Annotated in this window: 16 protein-coding genes; 5 read left to right on the top strand and 11 right to left on the bottom strand. The window is 52.3% G+C overall.

What is annotated here, in order from left to right; genetic code table 11:
* Window positions 1–34: 34 nt before the first annotated feature.
* From purB to Q354_RS0123855, 4 genes are all read right to left on the bottom strand, one after another.
* Complete coding sequence (gene purB / locus Q354_RS0123870) at window positions 35–1399, bottom strand: adenylosuccinate lyase (protein WP_027859821.1); 1365 nt, start codon at window positions 1397–1399, stop codon at window positions 35–37.
* A gap of 146 nt (window positions 1400–1545) precedes the next feature.
* On the bottom strand, window positions 1546–2211 hold the full coding sequence (hflD, locus tag Q354_RS0123865; RefSeq protein WP_027859820.1) for a high frequency lysogenization protein HflD: 666 nt from the start codon (window positions 2209–2211) through the stop codon (window positions 1546–1548).
* 2 nt (window positions 2212–2213) lie between these two features.
* The gene (gene mnmA, locus Q354_RS0123860; RefSeq protein WP_027859819.1) at window positions 2214–3329 is read right to left on the bottom strand and encodes a tRNA 2-thiouridine(34) synthase MnmA; all 1116 of its coding nucleotides are present in this window, start codon (window positions 3327–3329) and stop codon (window positions 2214–2216) included.
* Between the two features lie 19 nt (window positions 3330–3348).
* Window positions 3349–3795, bottom strand: a complete 447-nt coding sequence (locus tag Q354_RS0123855; RefSeq protein ID WP_027859818.1) for an NUDIX hydrolase — start codon at window positions 3793–3795, stop codon at window positions 3349–3351.
* A 139-nt stretch (window positions 3796–3934) separates the two neighbouring features.
* Between Q354_RS0123855 and moaE the strand changes: the two genes are divergently transcribed.
* Window positions 3935–4399 carry a molybdopterin synthase catalytic subunit MoaE gene (gene moaE / locus Q354_RS0123850; protein ID WP_027859817.1) on the top strand — a complete coding sequence of 155 codons (465 nt, stop codon included), beginning with the start codon at window positions 3935–3937 and terminating at the stop codon, window positions 4397–4399.
* A gap of 61 nt (window positions 4400–4460) precedes the next feature.
* Here the strand turns inward: moaE and Q354_RS0123845 are convergent, their stop codons facing one another.
* Window positions 4461–5114: a pseudouridine synthase gene (locus tag Q354_RS0123845; protein ID WP_027859816.1), complete on the bottom strand. Its 654-nt coding sequence runs from the start codon at window positions 5112–5114 to the stop codon at window positions 4461–4463.
* Between the two features lie 228 nt (window positions 5115–5342).
* Between Q354_RS0123845 and icd the strand changes: the two genes are divergently transcribed.
* Window positions 5343–6599: an NADP-dependent isocitrate dehydrogenase gene (gene icd, locus Q354_RS0123840; protein ID WP_027859815.1), complete on the top strand. Its 1257-nt coding sequence runs from the start codon at window positions 5343–5345 to the stop codon at window positions 6597–6599.
* A gap of 55 nt (window positions 6600–6654) precedes the next feature.
* On the opposite strand, the gene cspD is transcribed toward icd, so the two are convergent.
* On the bottom strand, window positions 6655–6867 hold the full coding sequence (gene cspD, locus Q354_RS27065) for a cold shock domain-containing protein CspD (RefSeq protein WP_036231410.1): 213 nt from the start codon (window positions 6865–6867) through the stop codon (window positions 6655–6657).
* Window positions 6868–7474: 607 nt separating this feature from the next.
* Here cspD and clpS point away from each other — a divergent pair.
* Window positions 7475–7804: an ATP-dependent Clp protease adapter ClpS gene (gene clpS, locus Q354_RS0123830; protein WP_027859814.1), complete on the top strand. Its 330-nt coding sequence runs from the start codon at window positions 7475–7477 to the stop codon at window positions 7802–7804.
* A 15-nt stretch (window positions 7805–7819) separates the two neighbouring features.
* Window positions 7820–10075, top strand: a complete 2256-nt coding sequence (gene clpA, locus Q354_RS0123825) for an ATP-dependent Clp protease ATP-binding subunit ClpA (RefSeq protein WP_027859813.1) — start codon at window positions 7820–7822, stop codon at window positions 10073–10075.
* 32 nt (window positions 10076–10107) lie between these two features.
* On the opposite strand, the gene infA is transcribed toward clpA, so the two are convergent.
* From infA to Q354_RS0123800, 5 genes are all read right to left on the bottom strand, one after another.
* The gene (infA, locus tag Q354_RS0123820) at window positions 10108–10326 is read right to left on the bottom strand and encodes a translation initiation factor IF-1 (protein WP_027859812.1); all 219 of its coding nucleotides are present in this window, start codon (window positions 10324–10326) and stop codon (window positions 10108–10110) included.
* 106 nt (window positions 10327–10432) lie between these two features.
* On the bottom strand, window positions 10433–11143 hold the full coding sequence (locus Q354_RS0123815) for an arginyltransferase (RefSeq protein ID WP_027859811.1): 711 nt from the start codon (window positions 11141–11143) through the stop codon (window positions 10433–10435).
* A complete protein-coding gene (aat, locus tag Q354_RS0123810) occupies window positions 11140–11853 on the bottom strand; it encodes a leucyl/phenylalanyl-tRNA--protein transferase (RefSeq protein ID WP_027859810.1) in 714 nt (237 codons plus the stop codon). Before aat ends, Q354_RS0123815 begins: the two co-directional genes overlap by 4 nt.
* 41 nt (window positions 11854–11894) lie before the next feature.
* On the bottom strand, window positions 11895–12851 hold the full coding sequence (trxB, locus tag Q354_RS0123805; protein WP_027859809.1) for a thioredoxin-disulfide reductase: 957 nt from the start codon (window positions 12849–12851) through the stop codon (window positions 11895–11897).
* 61 nt (window positions 12852–12912) lie between these two features.
* Complete coding sequence (locus tag Q354_RS0123800; protein ID WP_027859808.1) at window positions 12913–13743, bottom strand: CZB domain-containing protein; 831 nt, start codon at window positions 13741–13743, stop codon at window positions 12913–12915.
* Between the two features lie 237 nt (window positions 13744–13980).
* Between Q354_RS0123800 and Q354_RS0123795 the strand changes: the two genes are divergently transcribed.
* Window positions 13981–16662 (top strand): DNA translocase FtsK, encoded by a 2682-nt coding sequence (locus tag Q354_RS0123795; protein WP_027859807.1) that lies wholly within the window; start codon window positions 13981–13983, stop codon window positions 16660–16662.
* Window positions 16663–16665 lie beyond the last annotated feature (3 nt).

Genomic DNA, 16665 nt, shown 5'->3' with positions numbered 1-16665 from the left:
AAACGGGGCTAAAAAGCCCCGTTTACTATAGTGATCAGATGTTGCTGGCCTGCTCGGCCGCGTTGCCTATATAGGTCTGCGGCGTCAGCTCTTTCAGCTCATCTTTAGCTGCCTGAGGCATCTCCAGTGTATCAATGAATGCCTGGATGGTTGCCTTGGTCATGTCCTGACCGCGTGTCAGCGCTTTCAGTTTTTCATACGGTTCTTCGATACCGTAGCGGCGCATCACCGTCTGGATTGGTTCAGCCAGGACTTCCCAGCTGTTTTCCAGGTCAGCATCCAGGCGGGCTGCGTTAAGCTCCAGCTTGGAGATGCCTTTCAGGCTGGCCTGATAGGCGATCAGGCTGTAGCCGAAGCCCACACCCATATTACGCAGCACGGTAGAGTCGGTCAGGTCACGCTGCCAGCGGGAGATAGGCAGTTTTGCTGCCAGGTGCTGCATGATTGCATTGGCGATACCGAGGTTGCCTTCGGAGTTTTCGAAGTCAATCGGGTTGACCTTATGTGGCATCGTGGAGGAGCCAACTTCACCGGCGATTGTTTTCTGCTTGAAGTAGCCCTGAGAGATGTAGCCCCATACATCGCGATCGAAGTCGATCAGGATGGTGTTGAAGCGGCAGATCGCATCGAACATTTCGGCGATGTAATCATGCGGCTCGATCTGGGTGGTGTATGGGTTGAAGCTCAGGCCCAGGCTCTCAACAAACTCTTTGGCATTGGCAGCCCAGTCAACATCCGCATAGGCGGAGATGTGAGCATTGTAGTTACCCACTGCACCGTTGATCTTGCCCAGGATTTCAGTATTTTTCAGCTGCTTGATCTGACGCTGCAGGCGGTAAGCGACGTTAGCCATCTCTTTGCCGACAGTCGTAGGGGAGGCTGTCTGGCCGTGGGTGCGAGACAGCATTGGCTGACCGGCGAAGTCACGACCCATGCGGGCGATTTCACCTTCAACCTGTTCCATTACCGGTAGAGCTGTTTCAAGGCCTTCTTTCAGCATCAACGCGTGGGACAGGTTGTTGATGTCTTCAGAAGTGCAGGCAAAGTGAACGAACTCGGAGACAGCAGCCAATTCGCTGTTATCGGCAATACGTTCTTTAATGAGGTACTCAACGGCTTTAACGTCGTGGTTTGTTGTACGCTCAATCTCTTTAACGCGTTCAGCTTCGGTCTGACCGAAGTTATCTACCAGTGCGTTCAGGATGGCATTGGCGTCATCGCTCAGTGCAGGCACTTCGCTGATTTGAGGATGGGAGGCCAGTTTCTGCAGCCAGCGCACTTCTACAGTGACGCGTGCGCGGATTAAACCAAATTCACTGAAAACAGCACGCAGGTCAGCAGTTTTGCTGCCATAGCGTCCATCAACCGGGGAAATAGCGGTGAGGGCGGAAAGCTCCATGAATTGATCTCTTCGTTCGCTCAGTTATACGGAAGGGCGGCATTATAGCGGATAAAGCCTTCGCTGTCGTACACCGAGAATCTCTATGGTTATATTTGAAATAAACAGGCGCAGAGGCTGATTCTGCGCCTGTTTACCGGTGTGAGTCAGCGCTGGATTTTTTTCAGCGACGGGCGTACCCGGGATTTGAAGAACAGCAAGTGCCAGCGTTTTCCGCCGACCTGCCGCCACAGCATGGCAGAGCGGATGCCGGCGAGAAGCAGCGCGCGGATCTTGGCGGCATTTTCAGCGTTCTGAAGATGACGGGGGTCTCCACCGACCTGAATCCGGAAGCTGTATGTGCTTAGTGTTTCCTGATAGAGGCTGGCAAGATTGGCGACCACGCTTGGATGGCAGTAACTGGATGCAGTGATCTGCTCTTCAGCGTCCTGTGGATTGAAGTATCGGGCCTGTTCGCCGACCTGATCCAGCCGGGCGCCTATCTTGCCCAGCATGTCATTGTCAGTACTGAGTTTACGCTCCAGATACATCATGCTGAGGGCATAGCGGGTGATATCGCGGCTTTGTGGCGTGCGGTTTTTGTCGACCGCATCCTGTAATGTGCGCAGGCCCAGCTGCAGGTTGTAGGGAAGGTCATGAACGCCGCCGTAGACCTCTTCGGTCGACTTCGGCGAGGTGACGAATATACTGTACAGGCTCGTCTCTATCGCGTTTTGTGGAACCATGCCGCGGTTGGCGATCTGCTCTACCAGTGCGGCTGCCTGGAAAATCCCCGCCAGGGCGATTGCTTGTTCGTCATGACTGCGCGACATAATTATTTGCTCCGCTCGCCTGACTTGCCGGTGGACTCGATGACGCCACCGCCGAGACAGAGATCTTCTGAATAGAGTACCAGTGACTGACCTGGTGTGATGGCGCGTTGCGCCTGGGTAAAGGTCACCAGGTACTCACCGGTATCGGTCATCTCCACGATACAGTCCTGATCGTCCTGCCGGTATCGTACTTTGGCTTTGCATTGCAGTGGCAGCTTCGGGCATTCGCCATTAATCCAGAAGATCTCGTTTGCTGTCAGCCAGTCGGTAAACAGCAGGTCGTTCTGCTTGCCTTGTACGGCGATCAGTACGTTGCGATCAAGATCTTTCGCTGCGACAAACCAGGGAGCGTCCGGATAGTTTTTCAGGCCACCAATCTGCAACCCCTGGCGCTGACCGATGGTGTAATACATCAGTCCAGTGTGTTCGCCGATCACTTCGCCATCCGGTGTTTCTATCTTGCCTGGCTGGGCTGGCAGGTACTGTTTAAGGAAGTCACTAAAGCGCCGTTCACCGATAAAGCAGATGCCGGTGCTGTCCTTCTTGTTGTGAGTGATCAGGTCGTGCTCTTCTGCCAGTTCGCGGACTGCTGGTTTTTCAAGCTCGCCCACCGGAAACAGGGTCTGGGCCAGTTCCTCTTCACCGACCTGATGCAGGAAGTAGCTCTGATCCTTGTTGCCATCAAGGCCTTTGAGCAGCGAAGCGTGGCCATCAATGTCGCCACGCCGCACATAGTGACCGGTGGCGATCAGATCAGCGCCAAGCATCTTGGCGTATTCGAGGAAGGCTTTAAATTTGATCTCACGGTTACAGAGAATATCCGGATTGGGTGTGCGACCGGCCTTATATTCTTCGAGGAAGTGTTCGAAGACATTATCCCAGTATTCGGCGGCAAAATTCGCCTTATGCAGGTGGATGCCAAGTTTGTCGCATACGGCCTGGGCATCGGCAAGGTCATCCTTGGCGGTACAGTATTCAGTGCCGTCATCTTCGTCCCAGTTCTTCATAAACAGGCCTTCGACCTGATAGCCCTGTTGCATCAGCAGTAGGGCCGAAACAGAAGAATCCACGCCGCCGGACATGCCGACAATTACTTTGGTATTTCCGTGGTCACTCATGGACTCGGTATATCTCCAGTCAAACTTCTTCAACAATAAAATCAAGTGGTAACGAGCGGCCGGCCAGGTAGTCGTAGATGCATTGTAATACGACCGGCGTGCGCAACCGAGCGGCTTGCTGTTCGATCTCGCCCAGCGTCAGCCAGTGTGTTGTGATGATACCATCATCCAGCGGCTGATCCGGGTAGTGCTGCACAGCCGCGGCATGAAAGCACATCCGGTGGTAGGTGATGTCGTTATTAATGGAAGGATGAACGTAAAAGCCGATCAGACTCTTCGGTTCTACTTCCCAGCCTGACTCTTCCCTGGCCTCTCTGACCGCTGCTTCGATGAAGGTTTCACCCTGTTCGATATGCCCGGCGGGTTGATTCAGGACAATCCGGCCAGATGATCTTTCTTCAATCAAAAGAAAGCGGCCGTTTTGTTCAACAACGACCGCGACAGTTGAGTGCGGTGTCCAGCGCATATGATCTCCGTGCACTGATTTTTCAAAACGGCAAACGATACCAATAAAGCGCCGGACGCGCCAGATTAATCACTGACGGTTGCTCCGGGCGACATGGTAGACTGAGGCAGACTTACGATTTTATTTAAGGATTATATCGATGAGCCGTACCCTTGTGCTTGTACAGAGCGAAAACTTCGATACCGGAGCGCTAACAGAACAGCTGCGCTGTGACGATGCCCGCAGTGGGGCGGTCGTCACTTTTACCGGAATTGTACGTGAACTGGTATCTGACCATTCGCTTAAGGGGCTTTATCTTGAACACTATCCGGGGATGACTGAGAAGGCGCTGGAGAAGATCGTCGCTCAGGCCCGTGAACGCTGGGAGCTCGGCAATGTCATTGTATTGCACCGGGTTGGCCGCATGGCGTTGAACGAAAATATTGTATTTGTTGGTGTGGCCAGTGCGCATCGTAAGAATGCGTTTGAGGCTTCGCAATTTATCATGGACTACCTGAAACGCGATGCGCCTTTCTGGAAAAAGGAAATAACCGCTCAGGGTGAGAGCTGGGTTGATCAGAAGGCAACCGATCTCTCCGCTGCAGAATCCTGGAAAAGCCGTTAGTGCAAAGAGGTTGGGCCGCACACAGCACAGATGTGCGGCCGTTAAGTCCCTGACAGGATTCTCAGGGTCTGGCTCGACGGCCTGAGGAGGTTGTCGGGCGCTTCGCACCTTGTCGGCGAGGTGTGACAGAAGAGGGGCGTTTTTTCCCGCTTTGTTTGCTGGCTGGTAAAGCCAGATTCACCTGTTCTTTTCTGTACTGTCCAGGCGATAAATCTCCCAGCGTCCAGTTACCTATGGCGTATCTGATCAGTCTGAGCGTCGGGAATCCCACGGCTGCAGTCATACGCCTGACCTGGCGGTTTTTACCTTCTGTAATTCGGATCTCAAGCCAGCTTGTCGCCTGGTTCTTACGCTCTCTTATCGGCGGCGTTCGTTGCCAGATATCGGGTTCCGGGATGCGCTTGATACGGGCTGGCCGGGTCTTACCGTCCTTCAGCGTGACGCCTTTTCGCAGGGTATCAATCGCTTTCTCGTCGGCCTCGCCTTCAATCTGCACCCAATAGGTCTTCTCCAGTTTGAACTGGGGATGGGCCAGATGATGCTGTAGTTTGCCATCGTCAGTGAGTATCAGAAGTCCTTCCGAGTCATAGTCGAGGCGGCCAGCGGCATAGAACCCATCTTCTTTTACGTAATCGGCCAGTGTTGTGCGCCCTTCAGAGTCAGTGAACTGAGTCAGGACCTGAAAAGGCTTATTGAGCAGAATGATATTTGACATGGCGGCAAGTATCTCGCAGTTGACCGGATCAGGCCAGCGCCTTCCGTTTGCTTATTCCTCAGGAAAGTCGTTTCTTCGCAAGTTGTTATAAAAAGTCGCTAAAGGGCAGAGCAGCGTCTAGGCTGATTAGGGGCTGTGGGTTAGTGATTTGTAACCTCAGGCTAAAAAATCTATGCCTGATCAGGGCAAGCTCTCTCTATAAATGAAAGTGAACATCTGGAGTGAAGAATGGGATATCAGAACATACAGGTGCCCGCTGAAGGCCGGAAGATTACTGTTAATGCAGACTCATCGCTGAACGTACCTGAGAACCCGATCATCCCCTATATCGAGGGTGACGGAATTGGTATGGATGTGTCCCCGGTGATGATTAAAGTCGTGGACGCGGCGGTCCAAAAGGCTTATGGCGGTGCCAGGTCAATCGTATGGATGGAAGTTTATGCGGGTGAAAAAGCAACGCAGGTATACGATCAGGATACCTGGTTGCCGCAAGAAACCCTGGAGGCATTCAGAGAGTTTGTCGTCGGCATAAAAGGGCCGTTAACAACCCCGGTGGGCGGTGGGATCCGATCGCTCAATGTTGCATTGCGACAGGAACTTGATCTCTATGTTTGTCAGAGACCTGTTCGCTGGTTTGAAGGGGTGCCCAGTCCGGTGGTTAAACCCGGTGATGTCGATATGGTGATCTATCGTGAAAACTCCGAGGATATCTATGCGGGCGTCGAATGGAAGGCCGGTAGCGCTGAGGCCGATAAGGTGATCAGGTTTCTGAAAGAAGAGATGGGCGTGACTAAAATCCGCTTTGATCAGAATTGCGGTATAGGGGTTAAGCCGGTATCGGAACAGGGAACCAAGCGCCTGGTAAGGAAGGCGCTTCAGTACTGCGTAGATAATGATCGCAGTTCTTTAACCCTGGTGCACAAAGGCAATATCATGAAGTTTACTGAAGGGGCCTTTAAGGACTGGGGTTATGAGTTGGCGGCAGAGGAATTTGGTGCCACTTTAATGGGGGATGGTCCCTGGATGGTATTCAGGAACCCCAATACCGGAAAAGAGATCGTAGTTAAAGATGTAATAGCGGATGCGATGTTGCAGCAGATACTTTTGAGGCCGGCCGAATATGATGTGGTTGCGACCCTGAACCTGAACGGGGATTATCTTTCCGATGCGTTGGCTGCAGAAGTGGGTGGTATAGGTATAGCCCCAGGAGCAAATCTGTCGGATGAGGTGGCCATCTTCGAAGCGACGCACGGTACGGCGCCTAAATACGCCGGGCTTGATAAGGTTAATCCGGGTTCAGTGATCCTGTCAGCCGAGATGATGTTGCGACATATGGGATGGCCTGAGGCTGCCGATCTCATAATACGCGGTATGGACGGAGCTATTGCGGCTAAAACGGTGACTTATGATTTCGAACGTTTGATGGACGATGCAACACTGCTTTCATGCTCTGAATTTGGCGGAGCTGTGATCGATAATATGTAGTGTTCGATCAATAATAAAAAACCAGCCAAATGGCTGGTTTTTTATTGTGTGACAATTATTGCTTGTCGAGAGGCTTAATGTTTATGGCGTGGGTTCCTTTTGGCCCCGGTTGGGTTTCAAACTCAACCATCTGTCCGGCCTTCAGGCTTTTATATCCGTCAGCCTGTATCGCAGAGTAGTGTGCAAAGAGATCTTCCTCATAATCTTCTGAAAGGATGAATCCGTAACCTTTCGCATTGTTAAACCACTTTACTTTCCCTGTCTGCATAGAAAACTCCTAAAACTCAAAAATACTAAAGGCACCTGTCGCCTTAAACTTGCGCTTTTTCAGCTGTTACAATGCAGAGCCCTGAGCAAGATCTGCAAAAGCGAAAAGGGTGTGTCAATTTTTAATTGGAGGTTGCTGAGTCACGACTGTGCTGCACCTGCTCACGGCAGTATAGCACCTGATCAGGAGTCCACTATAAATTTCAGACATATTCTTCTCCTTCCCTAGGTCAGAGGTCTGTCATTCGGCCTGATTGTCTGTTGGTGGCATTAATTCAACTATCTTGCGTGTCAGGTCGTGTTGTTTTCTTGAATGATAGGTCAATGCTTGCCGGACTTTTCGCTGAGGATTCGCCAGCCGGAGTGAACAGGCTTTGCTGTATTGGGGTGGCGTGCCGGTCGGTGATGAGGCCTGTCGCCACATTGATGTTAGTAATTGGCTGCCAGTATTACGCCGTATTCCGGGAATGTTGCGGATTTTGGCGAGGCTGTATCGGCTTTAAGAGATTTTCAGGTGAAATTGCTGCAACAAAGGTTATGCTGAAGGGTAACGAACTAGAGTTTGGATTGAGTACGACAAGGTGCAACTGACAGTGAAAGAGATACGAATGTCCGATGAGGGCCACGATAGCAATGAAGAGTTTGATCATGGCGTAGCGACTCAGGAAGCTAAGCCAGAGCTCGAACGGCCATCGCTGTATCGTGTGGTGTTACTCAATGATGATTATACACCTATGGAATTTGTGGTTGAAATCCTGATGCTTTTCTTCCACATGGATGAGGAAAAGGCGACGCAGGTGATGTTATCGGTCCATACTCAAGGTAAGGGAGTGTGTGGGGTATTTACCCGTGAAGTCGCGGAAACTAAAGCGGCAATGGTGAATCAATATGCAAGAGATAATAAGCATCCCTTGTTATGTGAAATTGAGAGCGTATAGCTGGAAGGAGGCACCATGCTTGATAGAGGTTTAGAAGACACGCTCAGTGCAGCCTTCAAGAATGCGAAAGAGAAGCGGCATGAGTTTATGACGGTTGAGCACTTGCTGCTGGCATTGCTCGATAACCGCGAAGCGTCGGACGTATTGCGCGCCTGTGGAGCTGATTTCGAGCAGCTTCGTAAGCAGCTTACTGATTTCATTGATGAAACCACGCCATTGTTGCCCGATAACATTCCTGATGTGGAAACTCAGCCAACACTGGGATTCCAGCGTGTACTGCAGCGCGCAGTGTTTCATGTTCAGTCATCCGGTAAAAGCGAAGTTACTGGCGCCAATGTACTGGTGGCTATCTTTAGTGAACAGGAAAGCCAAGCTGTCTATGCCTTGCAGAAGCAGGGTGTGGAGCGCATAGATACAGTCAACTTTATCTCCCACGGTGTTTCCAAGTCGCCGGAGCATGATGTGGAAGAGCCTAATACACCTCTTGAGGGAGAAGCGACTGAAGAGGGCGAGAAAAGCCCGCTGGCCAAGTATGCAGTGAACCTGAACGTTCAGGCATCACAGGGCCGTATCGATCCGCTTGTGGGGCGTGACTCGGAAGTGGAGCGCGTTGTGCAGATTCTTTCACGACGCCGCAAGAATAATCCGCTACTGGTCGGTGAGGCCGGTGTTGGTAAGACCGCAATAGCTGAAGGTCTGGCCAAGCTTATAGTCGAGGGTAAGGTACCTGACATTATTAAGGATTCAGTTGTCCATGCACTGGATCTGGGTGCGCTACTCGCCGGGACCAAATACCGCGGTGATTTCGAGAAACGCCTTAAAGGGCTGTTGAACGAAATCAAGCGTCAGGAACATGCGATCCTGTTTATTGATGAGATCCACACCATTATTGGCGCGGGCGCCGCGTCCGGTGGCTCAATGGATGCCTCCAACCTGCTTAAGCCTCTGCTGAGTTCCGGTGAGATTCGCTGTATTGGATCTACCACTTTCCAGGAGTTCCGCGGAATTTTTGAAAAGGATCGTGCGCTGGCCCGCCGCTTCCAGAAGGTTGATGTGGTTGAGCCTAGCGTGGACGACACTTACCAGATACTGCGCGGCTTGAAACAGCGTTTTGAGTCCCATCATGAGCTGACCTATGAAGATGATGCCCTGAGAGCGGCCGCAGAGCTGGCTGACCGCTATATCAATGATAAGCATATGCCTGATAAGGCCATTGATGTGATTGATGAAGCGGGTGCTTACCAGCGCCTCCTGCCTTCTGAGTTGCGTAAGAAGACTATTGAAGTCATCGACGTTGAGGCTATCGTTGCCAAGATCGCCAGAATCCCGCCGAAAAGTGTCTCGGCCTCTGATAAGGATCTCCTGGCGAATATAGATGGCAATCTGAAGATGGTGGTGTTGGGTCAGAACGAGGCTATTGATACCCTGTCATCGGCAATCAAGCTTTCCCGTGCAGGTCTGAAGGATCCAAATAAGCCTGTGGGCTGCTTCCTGTTTTCAGGTCCGACCGGTGTAGGTAAGACGGAAGTGACCACTCAGTTGGCACGGCTGATGGGAATCGAGCTGGTGCGCTTCGATATGTCAGAGTATATGGAGCGCCATACGGTTTCTCGACTGATCGGTGCGCCTCCGGGTTATGTTGGTTACGACCAGGGCGGTCTGCTGACTGAAGCGATCACCAAGTCTCCGCACTGTGTGCTGTTGCTGGATGAGATAGAGAAAGCTCATCCGGAAGTCTTTAATCTGCTGTTGCAGGTGATGGACAACGGTACCCTGACCGACAATAACGGTCGCAAGGCTGATTTCCGCAATGTGATTATGGTGATGACCACCAATGCCGGGGCTGAGGCGATGGCCAGGGCATCATTTGGTTTTACTCATCAGGATCATACCAGTGACGGCATGGCGGCAATCCGTAAGATGTTTACACCGGAGTTCCGTAACCGACTGGATGCAATTATCCAGTTCAAAGCACTGACTCACGATATTATCAAAGGCGTCGTCGACAAGTTCCTGACAGAGCTTCAGGCGCAGCTTGATGAGAAGAAGGTTGTGTTGCATATGGATGAGGCTGCCCGTAGCTGGTTTGCCAGCAATGGCTATGATGAGCAGATGGGTGCGCGTCCGATGAAACGATTGATTCAGGATAAGCTGAAGAAGCCGCTTGCTGAAATGATTCTTTTCGGTGACCTGGCGGACCGCGGTGGAGAGGTATTTATTACCGTCTCTGAAGATGGGGAGATTGTTGTGGAGGTTATGGAGGCAGCCTGATGGCTGCCTCTATGGCAGGTCAGGGTAGCTGCTTAACGGGCGCGGTAAACAATGCGACCTTTGCTCAGATCGTAAGGTGTCAGTTCGACCTTAACTTTGTCACCTGTCAGAATGCGGATGTAGTTTTTGCGCATTTTACCGGAGATGTGAGCAACAACAACGTGACCGTTTTCGAGCTCTACACGGAACATAGTGTTCGGCAGAGTGTCAACAACGGTGCCTTCCATTTCAAAGCTATCTTCTTTAGCCATTCAGTACCTACCTCGTTCGGCTTTTTAAAGCCCAGACCTGTATTTTAAGCGCCGTATTCTGCCCTAAATGGCCTGCAATATCAAAGACATTTATGTTGTAGGGCAATTACTTAATTGTTACCCAGTGGCCATCCAGAAGTAGTTCACTGGGACGAAATGCAATTTTGTAGCTCATCTTTCTGCATTCTCGTACCCAGTATCCCAGATAGACGTAAGGCAGTCCTATATGGCATGCATGGCGAATCTGGGCAAGAATCGCGAAGGTGCCCAGGCTGCGCCGGGTGTCATCCGGGTCGTAGAAGGTATAGATGGCGGACAGTCCATTTTCAAGGTAATCGGTCACGGCGATCGCCATCAGGCTGTTGTCTGGTCCCCTCATTTCAATAAAGCAGCTTTCCTGATCGCCATCGACAAGAAAAGAATTGAATTGTTCTGCGCTGGGTGGGTACATGTCACCATCGGCATGGCGTGAGGAGATGTAGCGGGAATAGAGTTCGTAGTATTCCTGATTAAACTGTGGCGTGACGACGCGGATCTTAATATCACTGTTCTTACTCAGGACCCGTTTCTGGCTGCGGCTTGGCTGGAACTCTGTAGAGGGGATTCTGACTGATATGCATGCCTGGCAGTCATTGCAGTGAGGGCGGTAGATATGACGGCCGCTGCGGCGAAATCCAAGATCTGAAAGCTGGCTGTAGGTATCCTTGGCGATAATCGCCTGAGGGTCTACAAACAGTGTTTTGGCTTCCCGGTCCTGCAGATAGCTGCAGTCATGTTCCGGGGTGGCATAAAAATGCAGTGTTCTCAGATTGGTCATACATCGTTTCCGCACTCAAAGCAGTTAGGATCAAAGATCCATTCATGTTCCGGAGTTATATCGATAGACTGCTCCAGATGCTGCAGGAACGTGCTTCGCGGGACTTCATAGGCACCCAGGCTGAGTAAGTGCGAGTTCGTTACCTGGCAGTCAATTAAAGCATAGCCCCAGAATCTGAGTTGTTCGACCAGTCCGATAAATGCAATTTTTGAGGCGTCTCTCTGGCGACTGAACATTGACTCGCCGAAGAAAACCCGCCCTATGGCTACACCGTAAAGCCCGCCGGCCAGTTCGCCATCCATCCAGACTTCGACGGAGTGTGCGTGACCTTCCTGATGCAGCGTCTGGTAGGCGTGTTTCATTTCGCGGCTAATCCAGGTACCAGCCTCGTTTTCACGCGGTGCAGCGCAGGCTTCGATAACGCCGTGGAAATCCTGATCAAATGTGATCTGAAAGTCTTTCTTACGCAGGCGCTTCTTCATGCTGCGGGAGATGTGCAACCGGTCGGGGGTGATTATGCAGCGCGGGTCGGGGCTCCACCAGAGAATGGGCTCGCCTGGGTTGTACCAGGGGAATATGCCACGTCTGTATGCGCCGAGAAGGCGGTCGGTGGAAAGGTCGCCACCCGCAGCCAGGAGGCCGTTGGGGTCTTTCAGGGCGGTGCCGACAGGCGGGAACGGGGCAGTGGGGGATTCAAGCCAGAATATCATAGGAGTTGAAAGGCGGGCATCCTGGGATGCCCGCTACAGACTTAACCTTCGTGGTCGTCCAGGAAGCGCTCGGCATCCAGCGCTGCCATGCAGCCAAAGCCTGCTGAGGTAATCGCCTGGCGGTAGATGTGATCGCAAACATCGCCCGCAGCGAATACGCCCGGTACGGAGGTCTGGGTTGCATTGCCTTCAGAACCGGACTGGATTTTCAGGTAGCCATCTTTCATATCAAGCTGGCCTTCGAAGATATCCGTGTTCGGCTTGTGGCCGATGGCAATAAATACACCCGCCAGGTTCAGCTCCTGAGTTTCACCGTTCTGGGTGTTTTTCACACGCATACCGGTTACGCCCATATCATCACCCAGGACTTCATCAAGCTGATGATTCCAGATGATATTGATATTGCCGTTTTCAGCACGTTCGAACAGCTTGTCCTGCAGGATTTTCTCTGCTCGCAGGCTGTCGCGGCGATGAACCAAGGTGACTTCTTCTGCGATGTTGGAAAGATACAGCGCCTCTTCAACAGCAGTGTTGCCGCCACCGACTACTGCAACTTTCTGGCCGCGATAGAAGAAACCGTCACAAGTTGCGCAGGCTGATACACCCTTGCCCTTGAAGGCTTCTTCGGATTCCAGTCCCAGATACTGCGCTGAGGCGCCAGTGGAGATGATCAGCGCATCGCAGCTGTACTCTCCCATATCGCCCTTAAGGCGGAATGGGCGGCTGTTCAGATCGGTTTCGTTGATATGATCAAACAGGATTTCGGTATCGAAGCGTTCTGCATGCTGCTGCATGCGCGCCATCAGCTCTGGACCCTGAACGCCATCGACGTCTCCAGGCCAGTTGTCGACATCAGTGGTGGTGGTCAGCTGCCCGCCCGCCTGCATGCCGGTGATTACCACAGGTTTGAGGTTGGCGCGGGCAGCATAGACTGCTGCGGTGTATCCGGCGGGGCCTGAACCCAGGATGATCAGGCGATGGTGTTGTACTTCGCTCATTGTATACCGTCAATCAGATGGACATAGATAAGGGCCAAGAATAAGGCCACATTTCCATTTTTCAAGCAGTTGCTGCAATTTTGCCTGTTAATGAGGCATGCAGCTTGTCCATTGAAAGCATCATGAAATTGACGCCCGACTTGTCTCTGACGTAGCCATCGACCGGTTCCTGAGAGTTGCTGGTGGCCGCTGTATCCAGTCGGTTGATGTCGTAATCGATGATTTCATCTATCTCATCGAGCACCATTGAAAACCACGGAGTCTGTCCGTCGTGAGTAATATGAAGGACGACGGGGTGTATGTTGGTGCGCAGGTAATCCTGAATAGAATGAAGTGTACGCAACAGGTTTTTCAGTGTGGTGTCCCGTTCGATCTCCAGTGTCCGAATCGCCTGCGCAGTATCGTCGGCATCGCGCATCGCCAGCAGTCGGTCTGCCAGCGCATGGATCTGGTTATGCGGGTTCTCCAGCTTTTTAAGCATGCCGCGAAGGCCTTCATCCTCAGTAGTGAAGCTGTAGTACCACTTTCCGAAATCACACATGCGGGGATCGCGGGCTTTGGTGAAAGGCTTGCCTTCGGTGATTGATTGGGTCAGGGCGTCCACCCAGTCGATATGCGCCTGCTGGTAACTGTTCAGTTCTGAAATCAGCGCTTCCTGGAGGTCGCGTTCCCTCGGTAATTTGAGTGCTGTCGCACATTCAAACACCTGCACTAGTGTTTCCCGGTAGTCCAGGTATCCGATAAAGCCGGTCGAGTCCTGTGCTGCTGATTTGATGTCAGTGAAGGAATCCGTGAATGCCAGAATGTTCTTTACATCAATGCCAAAGTGACGATCACCGATAGAAAAGGTTAGCGCGCGATTATTATCCATAAAAAGATTGGGCAGTGACATGATCCTGATTGTTCCCTGCTAAGCCAGTGTTAAAAGCGTTGCATCTACTATGGCCCATAAGTATTAGTTCAGCAACAAGATGAATTTTTTTAACGGTATTTAGTGGTGGTTGCATTGATGAAAGCGACTGGGAAGGCCGCAGCTGGCTTTAAAGGGAGGGAGGAGCAACGGTTTGCGTCGGCCAAATGTGGTATTGTCTAGGCCGTTTTTTTGTATGTAGAAATGAGGAAGCTTGTCTTGAGCGAACCCGATCACGGACAGCGTTTAAGCTTTGTACCGCAGTTAACCCGAGTGGCGGCGGAGGCCGCTGTTATCGTTGTACTCGGAGCCAATATTCTTCTGTTACTCGCACTGCTCGGATATGACCCGAGAGACCCGGGCTGGTCTCACCTGGGCTATCAGCCTGAAGTGAGCAATTTTGCCGGGCAGGTGGGTGCCTGGCTTGCTGATTTAGGTATCTCTCTGGTCGGAGTCTGTGCCTATTTGTTGCCTGTGCTGATTGCGTACCCTTGCGTGCGGGTGTTGTTGCGCAGGGGTAGTGGTTTTTTTGACGGGGTGCCGTATTTTATTTTGCGAACCAGTGGTCTCTTGGTGATGCTGGGGAGTAGTTGTGCACTGGTATCAACGCACATTACCAACCGTAGTCTGGAATTTCCCTTTACGGCGGGTGGGTTATTGGGCGAAGCATTTTCCGACTGGGGTGTTTCCTGGTTCAGTGTTGCCGGGGCTTCGGTGTTTTGGTCTACCGTCCTGCTGTTTGGTATTACTCTGTATCTTGAAGCCAGCTGGAAGTCCCTGCTTGAACGCTTGGGGCAATTGGTGTTGTCGCTGCCAGCCGCGGTTTCCTTGCCGGCGAGAAAACCTGTCCAGGATGATGCAACTGACTACGACGAGCTGACCGAATATGAGGATCAGGACGATATAGGTCATCGGGAAGTTACCGAGAGTGCTGGCAATAAGCTGTCCCGTAAACTCTTCGGGGTCAAGCCTGGCAATGACTCTGTTGCAACGCAAGGGGTAGATCTGGCCGAGCGTCAGGAACCGCGATTTGAATCAGATGCCGGCCTCTACGATCTGACAGAAGCCGACAGTCAGGCTACGGCTGTGTTTGATGATGAACCACCCTTTGAGCCAGATCCTCCCGTTGTTGAGGAGCTTGCGCGTACCCGGCGGAAGGTGGCTGAACCAGAGCAGGTGATGGAAGTGGCGGCGGTAATCGAAGACGCTGATGGTCCAGTTTCAGACAGCGCGAATGTCATAGAGGCGTTTTCTCCGCTGGAGCAGGCTGCCGTGGTGCCGCTGGAAGAAAATCGTAAGAACGTCCGGATTGTGCCGCTGTCTGAAGCGCATAAGCCTATGCAGGATCGGGATCTTGGGCTTGATCCGGCGGCTTCAGCCAAGAAACCGCCGCGTCCGAAGCGTCGCTTGCCATCGCTCGAGCTACTTGATCCCCCAAGTCTCAATCAGGCGGCTGGATATTCAGAGTCAGAGCTGGAAGCGATGTCCCGGTTGTTGGAGGCGAAACTGAAGGATTTCAGCGTTGTCGCTGAGGTTGTGGAAGTGAATCCGGGGCCGGTGATTACCCGCTTTGAGATTCAGCCGGCGCCGGGAGTCAAAGCCAGTAAGATCAGCAATCTGGCCAAAGACCTTGCCCGCTCGATGGCGGTAAGCAGTGTTAGGGTTGTGGAGGTCATTCCTGGTAAGTCGGTAATGGGGATCGAGATTCCAAATTCAGAGCGCCAGACAGTGCAGCTGAGTGAGGTCCTGAACTCCAAGCCTTATCTTGAAGCCTCTTCAAAGCTGACGCTTGGCCTCGGTAACGATATTGCCGGCAATCCGGTTGTGGCGAACCTGGCAAAAATGCCCCACCTGTTGGTGGCGGGTACCACCGGTTCCGGTAAATCGGTAGGTGTCAACGCCATGCTGCTCAGTCTGCTGTTTAAGGCAACGCCCGATGAAGTGCGTCTGATCATGGTCGACCCGAAGATGCTGGAACTGTCGATCTACGATGGTATCCCTCATCTGTTGACTCCGGTTATCACCGATATGAAAGATGCCGCTGCGGGGCTTCGTTGGTGTGTGGCAGAAATGGAGCGCCGTTACCGCCTGATGGCGAAGATGGGTGTGCGAAATATTGCCGGATTCAATGACAAGATTGAGAATGCGCGTAAGGCCGGTCAGCCACTGAAAGATCCGTTGTGGAATCCTGAACAGCAGGGATTGCCGTCGGATGAGCCAGCGCCGGAGCTTGAAACGCTGCCGTATATAGTGGTGGTAGTGGACGAATTTGCCGACATGATGATGATTGTCGGCAAGAAGGTTGAAGAGCTTATCGCCCGTATTGCCCAGAAAGCGCGAGCTGCTGGTATTCACCTGATTCTTGCGACTCAGCGTCCATCGGTCGACGTCATTACTGGCCTGATCAAGGCCAACGTGCCGACTCGTATCGCTTTCCAGGTTTCATCCAAGATCGATTCGCGAACCATTCTTGATCAGGCCGGGGCGGAGAACCTGCTGGGCTATGGCGATATGCTCTATCTGCCTGCCGGAACCAGCGTACCTAATCGTGTTCACGGGGCCTTTGTCGGCGACGATGAAGTTCATCGTGTGGTGGAGGGCTGGAAAAAGCTGGGGGCACCGGTATTTGTCGATGAAATTCTAAGTGCCGGCGATGCAGATTCAGTCGGCGGGGGTTCAGGTTCGATGTTTGATGATGAGCAAGACCCACTCTATGACGAAGCGGTGGCGTTTGTAACTGAAACACGTAAGGCCTCTATCTCCAGTGTGCAGCGCAAGCTGAAAATCGGCTACAACCGCGCGGCGCGAATGATTGAAGCAATGGAGGCTGCCGGGGTTGTCTCCGAAGCGGGCAGCAACGGGCAGCGAGAAGTATTGGCGCCACCTCCAGTAAGGGATTAAGAG

It is taken from the genome of Marinobacterium jannaschii DSM 6295, assembly GCF_000620085.1.
Taxonomy (GTDB): Bacteria; Pseudomonadota; Gammaproteobacteria; order Pseudomonadales; family Balneatricaceae; genus Pontibacterium; species Pontibacterium jannaschii.
The sequence above is the reverse complement of the archived record's forward strand: the minus strand, read 5'-3'. Positions and strand labels throughout refer to the sequence as shown.

What these genes read in the sequence shown, in the direction of transcription:
- purB (WP_027859821.1), bottom strand. Translation starts at nt 1,399, where the DNA reads ATGGAGCTTTCCGCCCTCACCGCTATTTCCCCGGTTGATGGACGCTAT.
- hflD (WP_027859820.1), bottom strand. Translation starts at nt 2,211, where the DNA reads ATGTCGCGCAGTCATGACGAACAAGCAATCGCCCTGGCGGGGATTTTC.
- mnmA (WP_027859819.1), bottom strand. Translation starts at nt 3,329, where the DNA reads ATGAGTGACCACGGAAATACCAAAGTAATTGTCGGCATGTCCGGCGGC.
- Q354_RS0123855 (WP_027859818.1), bottom strand. Translation starts at nt 3,795, where the DNA reads ATGCGCTGGACACCGCACTCAACTGTCGCGGTCGTTGTTGAACAAAAC.
- moaE (WP_027859817.1), top strand. Translation starts at nt 3,935, where the DNA reads ATGAGCCGTACCCTTGTGCTTGTACAGAGCGAAAACTTCGATACCGGA.
- Q354_RS0123845 (WP_027859816.1), bottom strand. Translation starts at nt 5,114, where the DNA reads ATGTCAAATATCATTCTGCTCAATAAGCCTTTTCAGGTCCTGACTCAG.
- icd (WP_027859815.1), top strand. Translation starts at nt 5,343, where the DNA reads ATGGGATATCAGAACATACAGGTGCCCGCTGAAGGCCGGAAGATTACT.
- cspD (WP_036231410.1), bottom strand. Translation starts at nt 6,867, where the DNA reads ATGCAGACAGGGAAAGTAAAGTGGTTTAACAATGCGAAAGGTTACGGA.
- clpS (WP_027859814.1), top strand. Translation starts at nt 7,475, where the DNA reads ATGTCCGATGAGGGCCACGATAGCAATGAAGAGTTTGATCATGGCGTA.
- clpA (WP_027859813.1), top strand. Translation starts at nt 7,820, where the DNA reads ATGCTTGATAGAGGTTTAGAAGACACGCTCAGTGCAGCCTTCAAGAAT.
- infA (WP_027859812.1), bottom strand. Translation starts at nt 10,326, where the DNA reads ATGGCTAAAGAAGATAGCTTTGAAATGGAAGGCACCGTTGTTGACACT.
- Q354_RS0123815 (WP_027859811.1), bottom strand. Translation starts at nt 11,143, where the DNA reads ATGACCAATCTGAGAACACTGCATTTTTATGCCACCCCGGAACATGAC.
- aat (WP_027859810.1), bottom strand. Translation starts at nt 11,853, where the DNA reads ATGATATTCTGGCTTGAATCCCCCACTGCCCCGTTCCCGCCTGTCGGC.
- trxB (WP_027859809.1), bottom strand. Translation starts at nt 12,851, where the DNA reads ATGAGCGAAGTACAACACCATCGCCTGATCATCCTGGGTTCAGGCCCC.
- Q354_RS0123800 (WP_027859808.1), bottom strand. Translation starts at nt 13,743, where the DNA reads ATGTCACTGCCCAATCTTTTTATGGATAATAATCGCGCGCTAACCTTT.